This window comes from Mucilaginibacter sp. (genome assembly GCF_025362475.1).
GTDB lineage: Bacteria > Bacteroidota > Bacteroidia > Sphingobacteriales > Sphingobacteriaceae > Mucilaginibacter.
The window spans coordinates 39,439-57,639 of the sequence record NZ_JANYGH010000001.1 but is presented as its reverse complement, the minus strand read 5'-3'; the positions used below and the strand labels follow the sequence as shown (position 1 = coordinate 57,639).

The 18,201-nt window shown below is 42.4% G+C and carries 14 protein-coding genes and 1 pseudogene; 2 read left to right on the top strand and 13 right to left on the bottom strand.

All coding sequences use genetic code 11. The features are described 5' to 3' along the window. Positions 1-1,094: 1,094 nt before the first annotated feature. Positions 1,095-1,265 (top strand): annotated as a pseudogene (locus Q0R88_RS27125) (DapH/DapD/GlmU-related protein); the annotation flags it as partial. Between the two features lie 89 nt (positions 1,266-1,354). On the opposite strand, the gene Q0R88_RS00280 reads toward Q0R88_RS27125, so the two are convergent. From Q0R88_RS00280 to Q0R88_RS00230, 11 genes are all read right to left on the bottom strand, one after another. Next, complete coding sequence (locus Q0R88_RS00280) at positions 1,355-1,807, bottom strand: hypothetical protein (protein WP_295711038.1); 453 nt, start codon at positions 1,805-1,807, stop codon at positions 1,355-1,357. A 323-nt stretch (positions 1,808-2,130) separates the two neighbouring features. Further along, complete coding sequence (locus tag Q0R88_RS00275) at positions 2,131-3,000, bottom strand: GDSL-type esterase/lipase family protein (RefSeq protein WP_295711036.1); 870 nt, start codon at positions 2,998-3,000, stop codon at positions 2,131-2,133. Beyond that, positions 3,000-3,932 (bottom strand): hypothetical protein, encoded by a 933-nt coding sequence (locus Q0R88_RS00270; protein ID WP_295711034.1) that lies wholly within the window; start codon positions 3,930-3,932, stop codon positions 3,000-3,002. The genes Q0R88_RS00275 and Q0R88_RS00270 overlap by 1 nt, the downstream gene beginning before the upstream one ends. Continuing rightward, complete coding sequence (locus Q0R88_RS00265) at positions 3,932-4,546, bottom strand: hypothetical protein (protein WP_295711032.1); 615 nt, start codon at positions 4,544-4,546, stop codon at positions 3,932-3,934. Before Q0R88_RS00265 ends, Q0R88_RS00270 begins: the two co-directional genes overlap by 1 nt. Positions 4,547-4,662: 116 nt before the next feature. Continuing rightward, complete coding sequence (locus tag Q0R88_RS00260; protein ID WP_295711029.1) at positions 4,663-5,946, bottom strand: hypothetical protein; 1,284 nt, start codon at positions 5,944-5,946, stop codon at positions 4,663-4,665. A 172-nt stretch (positions 5,947-6,118) separates the two neighbouring features. Then, positions 6,119-6,706, bottom strand: a complete 588-nt coding sequence (locus Q0R88_RS00255; protein ID WP_295711026.1) for a hypothetical protein — start codon at positions 6,704-6,706, stop codon at positions 6,119-6,121. Between the two features lie 164 nt (positions 6,707-6,870). Next, a complete protein-coding gene (locus Q0R88_RS00250; RefSeq protein WP_295711024.1) occupies positions 6,871-8,079 on the bottom strand; it encodes a hypothetical protein in 1,209 nt (402 codons plus the stop codon). 126 nt (positions 8,080-8,205) lie between these two features. Continuing rightward, the gene (locus tag Q0R88_RS00245; protein ID WP_295711022.1) at positions 8,206-9,402 is read right to left on the bottom strand and encodes a head maturation protease, ClpP-related; all 1,197 of its coding nucleotides are present in this window, start codon (positions 9,400-9,402) and stop codon (positions 8,206-8,208) included. Between the two features lie 535 nt (positions 9,403-9,937). Then, entirely contained in the window at positions 9,938-10,168 is a 231-nt protein-coding gene (locus Q0R88_RS00240) for a hypothetical protein (protein ID WP_295711019.1), read from the bottom strand. 96 nt (positions 10,169-10,264) lie between these two features. After that, positions 10,265-12,631: a hypothetical protein gene (locus Q0R88_RS00235; protein ID WP_295711017.1), complete on the bottom strand. Its 2,367-nt coding sequence runs from the start codon at positions 12,629-12,631 to the stop codon at positions 10,265-10,267. Between the two features lie 92 nt (positions 12,632-12,723). Beyond that, positions 12,724-13,314 carry a hypothetical protein gene (locus Q0R88_RS00230; RefSeq protein WP_295711015.1) on the bottom strand — a complete coding sequence of 197 codons (591 nt, stop codon included), beginning with the start codon at positions 13,312-13,314 and terminating at the stop codon, positions 12,724-12,726. Positions 13,315-13,380: 66 nt separating this feature from the next. On the opposite strand from Q0R88_RS00230, the gene Q0R88_RS00225 reads away from it, so the two are divergent. Beyond that, positions 13,381-13,701: a hypothetical protein gene (locus Q0R88_RS00225; protein ID WP_295711013.1), complete on the top strand. Its 321-nt coding sequence runs from the start codon at positions 13,381-13,383 to the stop codon at positions 13,699-13,701. A gap of 11 nt (positions 13,702-13,712) precedes the next feature. Here the strand turns inward: Q0R88_RS00225 and Q0R88_RS00220 are convergent, their stop codons facing one another. After that, the gene (locus Q0R88_RS00220) at positions 13,713-15,788 is read right to left on the bottom strand and encodes a hypothetical protein (RefSeq protein WP_295711011.1); all 2,076 of its coding nucleotides are present in this window, start codon (positions 15,786-15,788) and stop codon (positions 13,713-13,715) included. Positions 15,789-16,081: 293 nt separating this feature from the next. Further along, positions 16,082-18,157: a hypothetical protein gene (locus Q0R88_RS00215; RefSeq protein ID WP_295711009.1), complete on the bottom strand. Its 2,076-nt coding sequence runs from the start codon at positions 18,155-18,157 to the stop codon at positions 16,082-16,084. Positions 18,158-18,201: the final 44 nt, after the last annotated feature.

Below are 18,201 nucleotides of genomic sequence, written 5' to 3'. Positions count from 1 at the left end.
TCTCTTTGGCTGATAGCCAAAAAAAGTTATTGAAATGATTATAAGTAAGGAATATTAGTCCTATGTAGCCATAGAGATCAATTAGCGGTATATTATACGCTTTGTTTATATTTGGTCAGTTACAATAACAATTGATTTTTATGCTAAAAGAATTTTTGAAAAAAACTTTTTTTTACTACCTGTGGAATAAATACCGAATGAAAACCAGTAAAAATTCAAAAACACCTAGCACAGACTTTCTTATCGAAGAATGGGTCAAAAATGGTCGGCCAGTACCGCCACCACCACCCGTAAAACAGTCTACTATAAAAGACTACGCGAGGCTTCATGGAACGACCATTTTTGTGGAAACAGGTACATTTTTAGGCGACACGACTATCGCCTGCTTAGATAGTTTTGAACGCTTAATAACCATTGAACTTGACGAACAACTTTTTAACAATGCGGTAGCTAAATTTAGCCAGCACAAAAAGGTATCTGTCTATCGGGGAGATAGCGGAAATGTGTTAGCAGAGGTATTAACGGGTATTTCAAAGCCTACATTATTCTGGTTAGATGGGCATTATTCAGAGGGCTTCACCGCTAAAGGTAGTCTCAATAACCCCCTCTTAAACGAACTTAAACATATTTTTGCGCATCCAATAAAAAACCATACAATATTAATAGATGACGCAAGGTGCTTTACAGGTGAGGATGACTATCCTACTGTCGATTATCTTAGAAAATTCGTACACAAACATGATGAAAATTTGATATTTTCTGTTGACGATGATATAATACGCATTCATTCAAATATGTCGCCTGATTTACACCATATCGGTAACAGTATTTACTCATCAACTGTTCGACCGGAAAGTTTATTAGGTCATCATATAGAAGTACGAGAGGGTACTTCTATAGATCAATTTAGCAAAATAGGAAGCTACGTATACATTGGGAATCGGTGCGTTGTAACTAAGGCAAATATTGGCCGGTATTGTAGTATAGCTGATAATGTAACGATTGGGCCAGGTGAGCATAATTTAAACGCCTTTTCAACGAGCGCAATCTTCTACGAAAATATACTACATGAGTTAACAAAAGGGGCTTGTGAGATCGGAAATGATGTTTGGATAGGTGTTGATAGTATCATCAAAAGAGGTGTAAAAATTGGCAATGGTGCGATAATCGGAGCAAATTCCGTGGTTACAAAAGATGTCCCGCCCTTTGCGATAGTCGTTGGTAGTCCTGCTAGAATTTTAAGGTTTAGATTTGACCAAAGTCAAACAGATAAACTAACGACCTCAAATTGGTGGAATCTTGACGCGAATTTAGCCGGAAAGCTACTTAAAGACTTAGGAAGAGGTGTTTTTAATTAAACAGCCCTTCCTAATGCAGTTTGAAATGCTTGAACTATCGTATATTGTGCTGCCTCTTCATCTGCTGTTAACCCCAGCCCGATTGCCGCATAAGCACAATTACGACTTGATGGGTAGTTTGGCGATCCGGCATTATTAGCTGCACCTATGTATAGGTTGTTAGCTACTGGAAAACCAACCGCCGATAATGTATCTCGGACTAGAACACCGTTTTTGTAAAGGCTTCTTTGAGTAGGTGAATTTCTTGATACTGTAAACAACCCAGTTGCTGTATATGTTTCAGGCGTTCCTCCACCATCGGAATCACTCACACTACTGTAACTATTACTACCTAATTTTATACCTAACCAATTAGTGCGTAAAGCATATAAGCCAATATCAATACCTTCGCTTGCTGGTGTTGCTGTTTTTGAGTAATAATGTAGTGATGCATTTTCACCAATAAACAAAGCAATACTATGTTTGTAATTAGTATCTGCGTATGAGCCAGAAACCCAGGTGATCCCATTGGCGTCGTGTGTTGGTACACCATTAAATCACTGTCTGTAAGCTGCATCCGTATCAAGCGGATTTCTTAAGTTTAACTTATGGGCTACTGGTGTACCACCTACATAAGGATATATTACAGGGATTTTGTGCCATAATTTGGCAGCTACCATTGAACTTACAAAAGTGTTTATCGCTGAAATCTGTGTACTATCGGTAATTCCGGCTGCTGCAATAAAGTTGGCAGCGTAATCTACCGGGACAAACGGAATGGGGGCGGTTGCATTTAGTGTGGTAATTGTAGATGCAAAGCAATAGCCAGCATATCGGCACCCGCATCAGCAAGGTGAACTCCATACAAACCATCAGTATCCGGCCTCGCAAAATATGTACCGTTATCAGGTGCATCGTCAGCAAAAATTTCCGGTGAACCACTTAGGTCAACAACTGCATCGGCAAAGTTGCTATAATTAGCATTTAACCATGTATTAAAATTGTTCCGTCTGGTAATGTTGATATAGCTTACAGATGCTGCATAGCTATCTTTTCTACTCAAAACGGGGACAATAATAACCTTAACCCCTGCTGCTTTTATAGGTGTGCAATAATCTGCTAACGCTGTTCTGAAAGCAACATCAGTATCTAAAACAAGATCATTGGCACCCCAAAAAACAATACAATAAGTATCTGTATAATTTTCTCTGTCAACAATTGAAACAGTGGTTGCCTGATCGTGTGAGGCTCCGAAAATTGCAGTTTCACCAGGATATCCGCCATAAAATGGTGTTACGTCGATACCTGTTAATTTACTTATCGTTTTAACAGGATATGAATTAGGACCGAAATACACGCCGGTTGCAGATGTTCCCGTTCCTGTTGTACCTATACCGCAAGTAAGGCTATCACCCCTAAAAATAATTTGATAATTACGGATTGCTGGGGTACTAAATGCAACGGTATTTAATAGTGCAGAACTTTCCGGGTTAATTCCCAATGATTTTACGCGTACTTTTAAGCCGCCAATAGGGATAGCCACATTTAAACCGTCGTGGATAGTGTATGTACCATCGCCGTGGTTGGTGCTATTGGCTGTTGTACAGCCTATCCATGCGCCGCCGTTTATTTGGTATTCGTGATCTGTTAATGGTCGTTTCATTATGCTTCACCTCCTGTATAAGTAAATGTATTCGCAACATCATCCACTACGCCACTTGTAGGCGGTTCAGGAGTTACTGCGTTTGGTAATTTATATCTTAATTCCCCCTCCGCCGTTTTGTAAAGCGTATATGCAGCTATACCTCCTGCGAGGGCTGCCGCTTCATCGGCGTACGTGGGCGCGGCTTGGATGTAGGCTTTCATATTGAAGCTACTACCGGCCAGTTCATTTATCTGGGTTTGCAGATTATTGTCGGCCGAGGTTCTTAAACTGGCTTCGTTTGCAATGGCTTCTTCATCCGTGTTGTCCAGCGAGAATCCGACCGGCCATACGCCGACTGCTTTCGGCCCAAAAAAGTCATAGGTGGATGTATTGATGTAATAATCACCATCGGTACCTGTATATAAATTTGATGGGTTGCCTGCGCCGCTTAGGATGGTTTTTCCATTAATACCGGCCGGACCTGCCGCACCTGGCGGCCCTGTTGCTCCGGCCGGTCCTGTTTGCATCGAGAAGACCTGGCTCCATACACCTGCCGATTTTTTGTAGAAAATGCCACTTAATGTGTTGATGTAGGTATCATTGTTTTTTCCTGTAATCGAACCTGGATTGACGGTGCCATACAAAACTGTTCCGTCTGCGGCGGTTCCGGTGGGGAAAGTGTAAACTACTGTCCAAACGGCGGAGATTTTTTGTGCTATAGAACCGGCAGCTGTATTGATAAAAACATCGCCATTTTTACCCGATATGTTCTGGGGGAGGGTTGCTCCAAAGAAAATACTGGCGCCAACCGATAATTCCGACCCGATAAACTGCAGCAGTGTGCTAAAAGCAAACTGGTAATCGGTGCCACTTTTTACCAGGATGGAATTGTCGGTTGCGCTGATTACGGATGCTACAGGTAAATCGCTTATTTTTTTATCGGTCGCCATCAGTTTAAAAATTCGGTTATGGTTAAATTGTAATTATTGTAGCTGCCCGGATAATTGAAGTCTGTTTTATCAATTCCCCTGATGCGCGGACCTGCCTGCCTGCTGCTTTTGTTTTTGGCATTATATCGCCACAGCGGAAAATCATCTTTATTATCCCACAAAAACTTTTCAACGTCGTTTGCATAGGCGTTGGCTACGCTTCGTTGTTGTTGTACCAATTTTACAATTTCGGGAGATGAAAGCGGGTCGCCATTTTCATGGCGTTTAATCACCGGGCCGGTAGCCGTATAATGTACTGCGTCGTTTTCAATAAAGCGGGCAAAGGTGAAGTAAACCATGGTTGGCGCCAGGCCTTCGTACAGCACAATATGTCCGTATTGGTCCAGGTATTCGGTGCCGTTTATCAAATCTTTATAGGCTTGCGGTGCATCGTCTTTTAAGGTGCCATCATCATTAAAATGGGATAAAATATCGTAATACAACGAATGGCCTAAAAATGGTTTCAGATCAAGTTCCTGTACTTTTTTAATGAATATTTTCAGGCGTTCTGGTTTAATGTTTATAGCAATATCCTCAAATTGCTGAAATGTAGTTTGATTAATGAGATAGATCATAGCGTGATTTCTTAGCCCCCTCTAAATCTCCCCCAGTAGGGGAGACTTTTGGATGGCGGGTAATTGAAAAGTTTTTAAGCGTTCCCTTCCAGGTAGGGTTTGGGCGGGGCTGGTCTTTAGCTACACATTGCTTCTGCCTCTGCCTGTTTAAAGCCGTAAGCGTAAATCAGGGTAGCTATTTTGTTTTTCAACGGAATGGCCGAAGCAAGCAATTCGTTGATGCTTTTACCTGCTTTTATACCTGCATTATCGTCGGCAGCTATGGCTGGCACAGTTATAATATTCCAATTCGCAGAAGGGTTAACAGTTTTATAAAAGTGACTAAATATTTCGGACAGGGTTTCAGAAAGCTCCAGCCTGTCGGGGGCAGTATTGTCATTAAATTCGATGATTGCCTGTTTCTTTTCGCCGCCATTGCTTAAGCCAGATGATTTTTCGGCATTGATGAGTTCCTTTGGTACCGAAAACCCTTTGATGATGCGCGCCTCGACAGATCTTTCTGTTGTTTCAAATAATTTATCGTTGTTTTGAATAGGGTAAGCTTTAAATTCCGGTTTGGAGTTTTCGTCCTCGTACTCAATTACAATAATTTTTTGAGCGCTTTTAGCTCCCTGGAAAGCCCCAAGATCTTTCTCCAATTGCGATGGTGTATTTACGCCGGCAAATTCATCTGCTTCGGGCCTGCTATTGTCAGCTTCCTCGCGGCGGGCCTGCATAAACAACATGGTTGATGGTAAAAAGCCCGTGGTTACTTCCCGGTTATTAAATATTTTAATGCCCGCTTCTGTTTCAAAGTCTTCCCAAACAGAATCTGCTTCAATTAAGGGGTAGTCGTCAACTTCGGGATTAAAGTATAATAACTGGCCCTTATACTGATCCCATCCACCGGCGTCGGTAACCTGTTGCTGAATTACTGCAGGATCAGGGTTGTATTTATCCAGAAAAGTGATCTTGCTGCGCATAATATTCTTCCAGGTTTTGCGCCCCCAGTCGTTATAAACAGCAAATTTATCAGCTGTATCCGGGCAGTCGGTATCTCCCATCCGGATGTCTTCAAACTTTACATAGTTAACAGATGCTATTTTAAAATTGGCATTATAGTTTACGTGAATACCAAAGCCGGTGAACAGCGCCTTATCAGTAGCCAAGGCTTTTAATAGCCTTGCTAAGGTTAAGCCTTTGGTATTAATTACCTGCTTACCCAGGTCTTGTGCTTCAAAACCGTTACCGGCAATAAATTTTGCTCTTTTGTTCCAGCAATCTTTTGCGGTGGGCGAGCCGGCCACCAATTCCAGCATGCGTTGCGGGTAAGCGTTATCGAGGTCGTAGTTAAGGATGCCGTATGTTTGGTTGGGCCTTACCAATATTCTTCGCTCAATTTGGGGAAGGTAGGTTTTCATGTTAATTATTGAATTATTGAGTTATTGAATTATTGATTGATAAGACTTTTTAATTATTGAATTATTGAGTTAATGAATTATTGAGTTAGAAAGGTTAGGTTTTGAATTGAGTTATTGAATTAATAACAAGCGATTCAATAATTCAGTCAATCAATAATTCAATAATTATTCATTACGCTGCTACCAGTGCCTCAATAGCGGTAATGGTACTGGTATATGTTGCCGGGCCAGATTCGGCCGAAATAGAGATAGCACGTGGAGGGTAAGGCTCTTTCAGCTTATCGGGGTTGGTTAATTTTAGTTTGTAGCCACCATCTAATGTTTCATCAGCGGCATTTCGTTCTGCATCGGTAAGGATCAATCCGTTCACGGCACCAAATAGTTCAATTGCCGAGTCGCTTGATTTGTAGTTGTTAACCGCTATTGCACGTAACCTGCCATAGCCCATCGCCATTAGCTGCGCTTTAACATCAACAGATAAACCGGCTATATTGAAGTCGATCTCTTCGGTAAAGCGTGGTCCAACCTGCGTTTTAGCCAGTTTAGACATGGTATTGAAACTATTATTGGTGCCTTCAAATTTGTAGATCTTAGCACTGCCTACGGCTGTTAAACCGGTTATGATCAGCGGATTGGTAACATCATAGGTTAATGTGATATCATCCTGGTTAAAAATGTAGATCACATCTTCTATCCCCGATGTTACAGGCTCATCTGTACCCAGTTTAAAGCCCGCGTTTATTTTATTGTAAATTGACATGAATTAATTAGTGATTTAGTGAATTATTGAATGAGTGATTTTTTAGTATCAAGTAGTTAGTATCAAGTATCAAGATGGGTTGGTTTATTGGCAAGAGTTACTCATCAGATTACCAGTAATAAAATCTTGCTACTTGATACTAGCAATTTGATACTGCGAAGCGCTTAGGCGCTTAAGTAAAACAGTTCGTTGGCAAATTTGAAGTTCACGGCTGCTTTCATGCGGGCTTTCATACGTACTACGTTATCGTTAGTATATGGCTTCATGTAAACGGTGGATAGTTCAGAAGCATCACCTAATAAATCGACCCCTAAGAACAGGTTTGATGAGCGTGCACCAAGAATGGTGTTAGCCTGCCAGTGGTTCATGATTTGCAATGGGATACCCAGGTAATCCATCTTTTTCATGTCGGTAAAGGCGTTGATAACGTTCAGGGCTTTATTGGCCTGTGCCTGTGCATAAGCATAACCCACATGTAGCGGGATCTGCAGGTTAAAATCCTCCTGGATACGGTCGGCCGGATCAAGCTGGGCATAAACGCTGCCCAATACCTGTAACACATTACTTACGTTAATGTAGCTGATAGTTGCGGCTGTTGATGTACCTGTAAAAGTAGCAGGTTTACGGCTGTTAACTTCGTTATAATTACGCACCAGTTTAAACGACGTGGAGCTCAGCACCTGGATAAAGTATGATTGACCCTGTACATCAATGCCCGGCGTGCTATTGGTTGTATCTTTGCTTGTGCCGGTTACCGCGGTCACCGTTACCACATCGCCATCAGCTAAGGTAGAGGTGTCTGATACTGTTACCACACCCGAAGCATTAATAGCGGTAGCGCTCATTGATGTTGTTGGTTTGCCTAAACCTACCTTGTATACGCCCGATGCTGCGGCGATAGTTGGCAATAAACCAGGGAATGCGGCGCTGAACGTAGCTTCTTTGGTTGAGCCTTTACCCAACCAGTACAAACGCTCGTTGGCTACCTGTATCTTGGTTAAATAACGCTGAACCATAAAATCTGATAAGTCTACAATGCCTTCGTAATCCATAAACGCGCCTGGTTTAAGGGATTGTGCTTCCCAGCTTTGAGCCAGCTTATCCCATTGTTCCTGCTTCATAAATTCATATACTACGGGGTCAAGGTAGCTTTCGGTTTGCAGTGTTGTTGTTCCCTGGTCATGAAATATGCCTGAGGGATCTTGCAGTATCACGTCGTCGTCAACATCAAGTATTACTTTGCGTGCTTTAACGTCGTTAATAACTGTGAGCAGTCCACGCTTTACAGAGTCGGCTTCCAGTAGCGTGCTTGCCATGAATCCGGCCAGCGCTTCGCCGGCATAGGTGTTGTTGGTAAATGTAAATTGAGCCATTTTTTTGTTTTGGTGTTTTATTGTTGATTTGGGAATGGTATCAAGATTTTTGACTTTCGGACAAAAGACTTTCGGACTTAAAAATATCATGCAGCAGTCTTGATACTTGATACTTGTGACTTGATACTACTTTGCGATTGCTTTTTTAACAGCGTTTTTAGCTAACTCGCTTTGCGGGGCAAAAAAAGCTGTTGCTTCAGGTCTTGCTTTGTTGCTGCGTTTGGAACCTTCGGGGGTAAAGGTTGATTTGATCTCGTTTTTAACTTCTGCACGGGTTTTCTGCAGGCGATTGCTTGCTTCTTCCAGGGCGGTGCGGGCTTCGGTTAGCAGCGCGTTTTGAGCATGTAGCCGTGCCTTTAACTGTTGCAGCCTGTTTTGAATTTCGGTTGCCTTTTTAGCCGGATTCAACTTAGCAGTTGGTACATCATCGTCCTCATCTTCGGCTTCCGGATCAGTTTCCGGTGCGGGAGCCACCTTTTGCACCTGTCCTTCTTTTACGTCGATCTTTTTACCTTCGGCTGTAGTGTAAGTGTCGGTAGGCGCGGGGTTGCTCATGTCTTCGTCATTGTACACTTCGGTGCCTTCGCCCATTTCGCCGGTGTGATGCAGGGTTCCTTTGTCGGTAATGGTTTGCTTGTTAACCACTTTTTTGAAGAAGTTCATAATCTTATCCAAAACCGACGTGGTTTTCTCGATAAGTTCTTTGTTTTCGATGTTCATGTTGTTTTTATTGTTTAAGATTTTGTTAATGCATCGCTGGTAAACTGCGGGGGCAGTGGCGGTATATTTTTTGATGAGGGCACTGTTTGTAATGTCCAAACTGTAGTCTTCCACCTGGTCAATAAAACCCATGTCAAGGGCCTGGTCGGCAGTCATCCAGGTGACGGAGTTTATTAAACTGTTTACTGTTACTCCGTCCAACCCGGACTTGTCCATGTAGATCTGCGCCAGGCGCGATTGTACTACATTCAACATCTGCACGTCTTTTAAAAGCTCATCTGCATTGCCGCCACTGCCAACCATCGGTTTGTGGATCATCAGGAGGGCATATTTGCTCATGATGATGGTTTTGCCACCCATGGCCACAATTGAAGCAGCGGAAGCGGCCAGGGCATCAATATAAGTGGTTACGTTGCCGGGGTATTTTTTAAGCAGATCATAAATGGCGATGGCATCAAACGCGCTGCCGCCTACCGAGCTGATGTGCACTTCCAGGTCCTGCCCGGCGGCTTCCTGCAGCTGCGTTTGTATGTATGCCGATGATAAACTGCCCGAACCTATGCAATCGGTTTCGGTATCGTATAAGTAAATTTTGTAGCTCATTGGGTTTAGATATGAGATGTTAGGTTTGAGGTTTTTGTCTGAATCAGAATTTTCAGAATTATTGAATTTTCTGAATGAATATAGAATTGGTGAACGAAAGGTTCTCTAATTTCGATAATGCTTTTAATGCCGATTGGCATAATTCAAAGGTCGCAATTAGTTTTTGTTTTGGTGGTGACAGTGTTTTGTCAGTAGTTGATTTTTTTGTCTGAACCGGGATTAAGCAGATTATTCAGATTGGTGGATTTGATATGCAAGTGAAAATCCTGAAATCCCTTAATCCGGTGAATCGCGGTTCAGAAAGATTAACATTACAAATATCGGTACAATAGATCGGGTTGATGGTGACAGTAGTTTGTCAGTAGTTCATTTTTTGTCTGAACCGGGATTAAACAGATTCTTTAGATTTCCTTGATTCTTTATTGTAATAATCCTTAAATCCATTAATCCAATGAATCGCGGTTCAGTAGTGTTGCGTGCTGGCAGTGTTGAATAATTGTGACCCCGCCCCGGGCAACCCGTATCCCGCAACTGATTATTCTGTAAAACAATTCAAGGCCCGCCAAATAGTGCGTTCATCCTTGCGGAACTTTACTTCGGCTTCCATTACTGCCTGATTTTTGCTGATGCCGCGATTCTGCATCTGAACATGGATCCAAAGGTAAATTTCCCGATAAGTGAAAATTTTAGTGGTGATAAACCCCGCTTTGTACATGGCCGAAAATACGCCTTCGTCAAATAATGTGTTTGCTGTTTTAATATTCATTGGGCCCCTCCCGTCCCCTAAAGGGGATGCTTTTGTTTGTGTTTTTTTAATTAATTGATTTTATAGTTCCCCCTTTAGGGGGTTAGGGGGCCTGGCCTATAAGTTTACCCTATCCACCGTTTGTGCCAATATGTTTTGTTGGTTGTTAACGTCTTTCACGTCCACATAAATAGGGGGGAAGTTGTTGATCATTTGGTAAGCTACAGTGTTGGCCATTTCTTTGATGTCATTAACCGGTTGGTTGTAATACCGGTTTGCATTGCCGCCATCCGTAAATATGCCGCCTATAGCATAACCATTGCCGGTTACAGGTGCCGAAAAATCCCTGCCGCCGTGGGCCACATTAATGGCGCTCACCAGGTTGCGTGCCCATGGGTTGCGCATAGCTTCTGATACCACAACAGCCTCGCCCGAACGCAGATAGGCATTGGTATTATCCGCACGGCTATAACCCGGCAATAAAGCTCCACGACCATCGGACACAAACCGACCGCCTTTAGCAAAAGCAGGTGGCTTTTGAGAAGCTATTTTGGCTATTTGAACAGCCGTCATCGCGACATCGGCGGCTATAAATGGTATAGCGGCAGGCAATGCCATTGTTGCCAGCGTTTTTGTAACGGCAATAGCACCGTTAATTACCGCCTGGGCAATTTGCATTTTTTGTTCTGCCTTAAATGCTTTTACCTTTTCATCGTTTTCTCTCTTTTTGTATTTAGCTTCGATAGCAGCCCGCTGGGTTTTGGTAAGGTTGGTATTGCTTAACTCTTTTGCCTTATCGCTCTCCATGCCTTTTATTTTGGCGTCGCTTGATGATTTGATGCTGTTACTGATCAGGGAAAAGGCGGCGCTGGATATTTGCTGGGCAGCTTGTATAGCAAGAGCCTTACGCTGCTCTTCTGATTTTTTGGTAGCCTCTGTAATTTTTTCCTGGTATTGAAGCCTTAACGCGGTTGTATCCTTGCCTGCTTCCGCTGCTTTCTTAATCTCGAAGTTATATTTGTCCGTTATTAGCTTCTTTTCGGCTTCCAGTTTGTTCCAGGGGAGGATGGATTTGTCAACATCGTGCTGATCTTTGGTTAAAAGCTCTTTTTGCTGCTGGGCTTCAACGAGTTCTTTTTGCTGCTTTTCTACTTTTTCCAGGTCTTCGGCGCTCGTCCGTTTGATGATCTCGCCAATGCCGACGTGGTATTTTTCTTCCAGTTGTGTGCTTTCCTGCTGGTATTGCTCCTGGCTGATGAGCTTATTGTCGTACAATCGTTTTAAAGCGACCTGTTCTTCGGCATAGCTATTATGCTGAAGCTCTATTTTTTTTGCAAGGCCGTTGGCAGTGGCTTGCATTTGTTTGATGAGGGAATCCTTGTAGGCTTTTTCATTGGCTGCAGAGTCGTCCTTTGGTGGCTTATCAGGTTTAGGTTGGCTTTTTATATGTTTTTTAACTTCGTCAGCAGCTTTTTGTCCCACAAGCACACCAGCCCCATATTTTTTAAATAAATTCTCTACAGAATCGGCCATTTTGTTGTTTTGATCGGTGAGTAATTTTCCATCGGAGTATAGATCATAAATGACCTTGTCACTGGCATTTCTTGCATCCTCAATATCATTAAGTTTTTCGATGTAAAATAATTCCCCTGATCCATATTCATCAAGTGTTTCAGAATTTTTTTCTGCATCCTTCTTTATTTGTTTTTGCTCGGCCACTATCTTAAGGTTCTTCTCTCGTTCTTTGGCTACTTTTAATTCGTTTTCTAAAATTCTGCTTGCATTTGAGGCTATTTTGTTTTTATAAGCTTCGGCATAAGCAGTGGCCAAAATTTGATCCTTTAGATTTTTATATGCACCTGCTGCTTTTCCGGCCAAAATAGTCTCGTCGCTAACATTTTTAAACGTGGCGGGCCATTGGTCTCTCAGCTGATCGATAATTTTTTTCTTTTCGGAAAGTGTAACATTCTGATCCTGCGTTGCGCTGTACAAACTGTTTAGCGCGGTAAGCTCTCCCTGGGCAGACTGTGCACCTTTTAACCTGGTCTGAATCAACGCATCAGCGATAATTGCGCTGTCTTTCATGGCCTTTCCAAGTGCCGATAATCGTGTTTCTCCTTTTATCAAATCACTTACCCAATTGATAATAGCACCACTATAAGTAGTTAATAATGTAATACCTACCGAAATTAAGGAGTTCCATGAAAACATGGATGAAGCCAGTTGAGACAATACACTCACCGGCTTTTGCCCCGATGCCGCTAACTCCTTATTTTGAGCATTTAATTTTGTGATGGCATCAATCACATCTGGTAATTTTTCGCCGAGTGCTTTCAGGCCTGCTTGCAAACCATCGGAAAACTCTGGCAGTTTACTGTTTACTCCACTTAGTGAAGCTTTAAGCTTATCTAAGGCGTCGGCATAATCCTTCGCTTTTTTAATTTCATCATCGGTCACGCCGTTTGTGTTGTTTTGATTTGACATAAAATTTAAATTATGAATTTAATGCCAATTGGCATTTTTAAATAAAAGAAACATTTAAAACTTGAGAGCTTTAAACGTAAATTAAGATTGATTTATTTAGATAATTTTCTGAATTGAACCAGTTCGTGAGGGGTAACATCCAACATGAGTACGTAAAATGGGCCTTCATCATAAACATATCCGGATGGTAATTGAGTGAGGCTGCTTTCTTCTTCTTTTATCAAGGCCTTTCTATTGGTAATTATCGAAAAACAGATCATTGGATGATAGCCATGACTAAGTTTGACGTCTAAAATTTCTGACCCGGCATAATTGCCTATACACGCAGTTTTATATTTGCATAAACTATCGCTACTGATGCTAAAGGGGCATTCAATGATAGCCGGTTTATTAGATGAGTTTACGTTATTCAACGGGCGGATTTTTCTATATAAATGTAAGTTGTATGAGCCGTATTCGGACTTTTCATTTATAAGCCAGTTTTTTGCATAAAGCTTATCATTTACACGAAATTTATTGTATCTTATATTAATATAAGATAAAGTTAAGTATGTTTTATTATAGAACAATAGCCCAATAACAAGGGCCAAACAGACCCCCAAAATCATTAGTGTTCTGTACTTTCGAGATTTACTTTTTGTGCTTGGGGCGGTGGACGTACTTTGATTTTTGTCAAGTGTCATGATAAAGGTTTGCTAATTTTATTGGCAATAATAATAAACAGAACTGTCAATAGCAAATTAAATTTATTGACTAAAAAAAGCAGCACTGGTGTGATTAAAACACCAACCAGTGGCATAATGCAAAACGACATACCGATACACTCAATTATAAAAAAAACTATTTTAGCATTTTCACTAAAACTTACCCTAATTATCATGATAATATTAAAGTCATCGGTATTTTCCAGCCCCGATAAACTCACTCAATTTGTAAATGAGAATAATATCAAAAAAGAAGATATTTTATCTATTACCAATACGTTTGCAGACGTTGCCAGGGATCAATATACCCTTTTTTTCTATTCAGATTCAGCTACTGAAATGATAACTCATGGTTGGTTCTCTTAAACGTAAGGCAACTATCCCAACTTCACCAACTCCACCTTGGTGGGTTGCCCCTGACGCCAGCTATCAATTTTGTTGATATAATAATAGCAGCTATCCTGTTCCAGGTAGATGGGTATCAGCAGATCAAGTTTCAGGATATCGAGCGGTGTCAATAAAAAGTAGCGTACTACCTTTTTTGTTTGCTGTAATATTTTTTCCAGTTCGGGATAATACAGGGTCTTTAAGCCCGGGAGTGTTTTGCCATTGCCAACGCCCGGCATATCAGCGAAGCTAAGGTTATACGCTCCGTCGGGTTTGTAAAAATAGGGTACAGATATATATTCGTTAACAAATTTATCGTTGGCTGCATCGCCATCTGTAAATTTGATAGTTCTGCCGCCTAAGGGGAGTTTATAATCTATCAATATTCGTGGCGTAACGCCGATGCTGAAATCATTACTATCGGAGGTATCGTCAATCATTTTTATCTGCGCAATAGTGCCTCCAATATATGGGCGGTTAAGCGTGGGTGCAAACTGGCTTTCAAACAAATCGGCGGTGGCAGGAAGTGTTTTATCAGCTACTTTTATCTGCGAATCGGCAAAACCTTTAGGTAATACATTGTCATCGGTTTTGTATTTCATATTGTTTACCTGGGCATAGCCGCCAAGTTGAAAGCTAACGGTTTTACCCTGGTCGAGGCATTTAGACGTCCAGTTTTTGGCAACAGGCATATTGCCTACAATATCTTTAAACGATGCAAAGTTGATAGTTCGGGTAGTGTTGTCGGTTTGGCAAATGATGCCGAAACGTTGCAGCACATCTTTTAAGAGGTCTTTTTGGCTAATGTCCGGGAAAATGCGTTCGCATTGTATATCCTGCCCGTAAAGTACTTTCTGGTTTTGAGTTGTTACCGCAAATGTGGCCCCGGCGTAAATAATAAAATCATAGGGAGCGGCTCCGTGAAAATCATATTCTATTGACAGTTGTTGCCCATCGGCCAGTTCAATATCTGGTGCAGTGATAACTGTACCCGTGTATGTTTTGCTGGCTTTTAACCCTCTTCCTTTTGTGCCATCATCGCGCTGATCATACCCGTCATTAAAATCAAATTTCTTTATTGCCATCGTGAGCCTGGCCTGCCCCGGCGTATCTAAAATAATGCTGATTTCAACGTCGCTTTTATTATCGCCGGCACTGCCGTGAAAGTGAAATGTGGGGATGGTGAGTGTAGCATCAACCGTAATGGTTTCCCGTGCAGTATATTTTCCGTCGATATAATGATTATTCGGGTCTGATTGACGGTTGGGAAATATAATGGGCCCACCGGGTTCCAAGTGTGAATCCTTTATTCTTGATACGGAAATGTCCATTCCGTTGTAATAAATAATTCCATTGGTGGCCGGCTGGTTCTGATAATCGCTTCCATGATCAAAGTTATCATTGCTGAACTGCGCTATTAAAAGCGGGTATATCGGGTTTTTTAGTAATGACCCCGTTGCCTTATACCCGTTACTCTCCAGCATGATATCAATGGCCGTTTTTATAAAAAAGCCCGGCCTTAACTGCCGCACATTAATTTCATTATCGCCAGTAATTTTATAAACCAGGCTGCCATAATCAACAACGGGCCAAATCCAGCCATCATTCTTAATCTGTGATTTTGCAACACTCTCTACATTCCATTTATGCTGGTATTTTTTAAATGGTTTATTAGCGCCATACGGCGTGGTGCTATCACCCATATCGTATAGCTTACCATCAATAGCATCAAAAAAATCAACATTACCGCTCAGTACAGTAATACTTGCCGAGTTTTGTTCAATGGTATTTAACTGGGCAATGCCGTAGGGTACAATCTCCAGGCCATCCTGAATAATGCGGGCCTGGTAATAATCATAGGGCAGGTTGGTGGTAAAGGCCACATCATCCGGGAAGCCCAATATTTGCCGGTTGCGTTGTGTGAACGGCAGTTTAAACTGATTGCTGGTATTGCCCTGCTGGTTTTTTACCTCGGCCAGGTTATTAATCTGGAAGGTGAGGGCAATGGGGCTATCGTCTGATAGGTCTGCCAGTTGATCGTTAATATATAGTTGTAGTTGTTCCATGTGGTTTGTGGTTCGGGTTGCGTGGTTCGCGGTTATGGGTTCGGGTTTCGGAAGATTTTTTAATTCCCTCCCTCGGGAGGGGCGCGGTTGAAATGCGCGTAATGGCAGGGAGGGGTTTCACCGACCTACCATCTACAACAATACTTGAACGCCTGATTTAACCCCTACCTTCCCTTCCCCGAGGAAGGAATCGCACATCCCCAAGCTATAGGGTGTTGGGTGGTTCGGGTTTCGTGGTTGGGGGGGTAGGTCGTTTAATGTGAACCTAATAACTACTCACAATTCACCAACACTTATTGCGTTTGAATGTTAATAGATGGCATATTGAATGTGATACTGAATGGCGCCTGCCTGTTCCGGGTTTCGTACTCGCTAAAGGTAGCCGAGTTTATTACTATGGTTTGCCATTTAACCGGGTTGTTATTGACAAGCATTTGTACCTTGGGTGAGTATTTGATGGATTGCAGTCCTTTAATATCTGCAATAGATAAATCCTCGGCCAGGAGTTTCATTTTTTGCCCCGCGGTTTTGCTAATCACTTCTTCAATTCCCTGCTGGTTTTCCCAATCGTGTACATAGTTTTTGATGATGGTTGCGTTTTGTACGTCAAGGCTTAGTTCCTGGTTAAAAACAAAACGGTAATAGTTCCAGGATCCGCTAAGTCCAATCCAGCGCAGGTAAACCGATTGATCGTCAACCGCGTCATCTATCCGTACAATCTGCGTTTGTGTTATGGTATGGGTGGTATGCTCATCGTCATACTTCAGCGTTAAATTGAAGTAAAAAGCCTCGCGCGGGAAGCTGCTATTAATAAGCAACCTGTTTAGCCCAAGCTGGCCGGGTACCGGTATGTTTAACAGAGATTGACCGGCAATAACATATTTACCGCCATCCTGATTTAACAGCCAGGAGCCATCATCATTAACCAGGTGGGGAGCTTGCGGTTCGCCTGCCAGAGGGTTGCGGTTAATATCCAGTAAATTAAGCTCGCAGTATAAGGGTAAGCCTATCAGCTCTTCGCTGTAGATAAAGCCGATATCAAAGGGATAACCTATAGAATAGGCGGGTTCGGCAAAGTCGGTAATCCAGCGGGCACGTTGGGTTGGGTCGCTAATGCTGGCAAAAGGTACAAATTCGGCCAGGTTGCCGCCATAACGATCGCCTAATTGTTTTGCCGCGTAAACTACATAGTATGGATGGCTGATACTTACAAAATCAGACGTATGGCCATCCGGTGTACCATCATCCCAATGCTCGGCATACTTTATTTGGTAGCTGGCGCTCAGGTTATCATCCCTGAAATTGGTTTGGGTGTAATCGCTGGTATCGGCGGGACGTAAAAGACTTTGCAAAAAGTTTGACAAATCGGCTTTGATTAGTCCGGTACCATCGGGCCGGTTGTTTGATGTGATGGTTTCCTGCCTGTCTGTAAGTTTATCCATATAGGTAATTTGGGTAATTACCTTATAGTACGGCCGTAAATTGTTGATGTTAATAAAGCCATTGCCATTGCCAGTAAAGGGAGTTTTAATGATGAGTTGATTGTAGGTATATGGTTTTACTATTTCATAAACGCCTTGATATAACCCTGCATTAAGGTAAATCTTGTCGCCGGCTTTTACCAGGTAATCGCCTGCAAGGTTAGTTAGCGTGGTATTTACGGCGATGTTTGCATAGCCTGTTTCATTATCGGCCGTAATGCCAGAAACGCTGAAATCTTTACGCTGATAAGTGAACACCACCGGGTTAAAAGCCGCGTTCCAGCGGGAAACATTTCCACCGCTGAGGGTTACGGAAGGGTCGCTCGTTAACAGATCCGATAGGGTAGGGATGCTTATGGAGCCATAGGCGGTGCAGCCCAGGCTATTGGTGTCTTTAACTTCAACCGAAACTATACCGCCGCTTAGGTTTGAAAATATCGGCGAAACTTGCCAGGTGGTACCAATATCCGTACTATAGATAACCGGGCCGTAGCTTGATGAAGCGTTGATAGTGATCTGTGCATCGGCAGCCCCTGGTGCGGATTCGGGCTTATCTACATGGATAAAATTTATCTTCAGATCGCATACGTTTACCGGTGGCTGCGGATCCGGCACTGTACCAATCTGCGGCGTGCTGAATGATACAAAATATCCGGTCATGCTATCGGCAATAAGGCCCGCAAATATTTTAATGCTTTGCCCCGGCATGGTAACTTTGCGTTCTGAAATATTGCCGTTTACATTTTGGGTAAAAGTTACAACAACGTTGTTGCCATTTGTGGGTTGGCCGGTTTCTGAATCGGTTAAAAAAATGTGCGCATCGCCGTATACCTGGTCGTTGCTGGGGCTTGTGGTATTGGTGATAATGATATTTGCTACTATAGCCATATTTTTAGGTTTTTTTGTTTTGATGTATCATGGTAAGGGGCCGG

Bases quoted from the DNA above. Each gene is read 5' to 3' on its own strand.
- Q0R88_RS00260 (WP_295711029.1), bottom strand. From the start codon at position 5,946: ATGAAAACCTACCTTCCCCAAATTGAGCGAAGAATATTGGTAAGGCCC.
- Q0R88_RS00250 (WP_295711024.1), bottom strand. From the start codon at position 8,079: ATGGCTCAATTTACATTTACCAACAACACCTATGCCGGCGAAGCGCTG.
- Q0R88_RS00265 (WP_295711032.1), bottom strand. From the start codon at position 4,546: ATGATCTATCTCATTAATCAAACTACATTTCAGCAATTTGAGGATATT.
- Q0R88_RS00235 (WP_295711017.1), bottom strand. From the start codon at position 12,631: ATGTCAAATCAAAACAACACAAACGGCGTGACCGATGATGAAATTAAA.
- Q0R88_RS00215 (WP_295711009.1), bottom strand. From the start codon at position 18,157: ATGGCTATAGTAGCAAATATCATTATCACCAATACCACAAGCCCCAGC.
- Q0R88_RS00230 (WP_295711015.1), bottom strand. From the start codon at position 13,314: ATGACACTTGACAAAAATCAAAGTACGTCCACCGCCCCAAGCACAAAA.
- Q0R88_RS00275 (WP_295711036.1), bottom strand. From the start codon at position 3,000: ATGAAACGACCATTAACAGATCACGAATACCAAATAAACGGCGGCGCA.
- Q0R88_RS00270 (WP_295711034.1), bottom strand. From the start codon at position 3,932: ATGGCGACCGATAAAAAAATAAGCGATTTACCTGTAGCATCCGTAATC.
- Q0R88_RS00220 (WP_295711011.1), bottom strand. From the start codon at position 15,788: ATGGAACAACTACAACTATATATTAACGATCAACTGGCAGACCTATCA.
- Q0R88_RS00255 (WP_295711026.1), bottom strand. From the start codon at position 6,706: ATGTCAATTTACAATAAAATAAACGCGGGCTTTAAACTGGGTACAGAT.
- Q0R88_RS00240 (WP_295711019.1), bottom strand. From the start codon at position 10,168: ATGAATATTAAAACAGCAAACACATTATTTGACGAAGGCGTATTTTCG.
- Q0R88_RS00245 (WP_295711022.1), bottom strand. From the start codon at position 9,402: ATGAGCTACAAAATTTACTTATACGATACCGAAACCGATTGCATAGGT.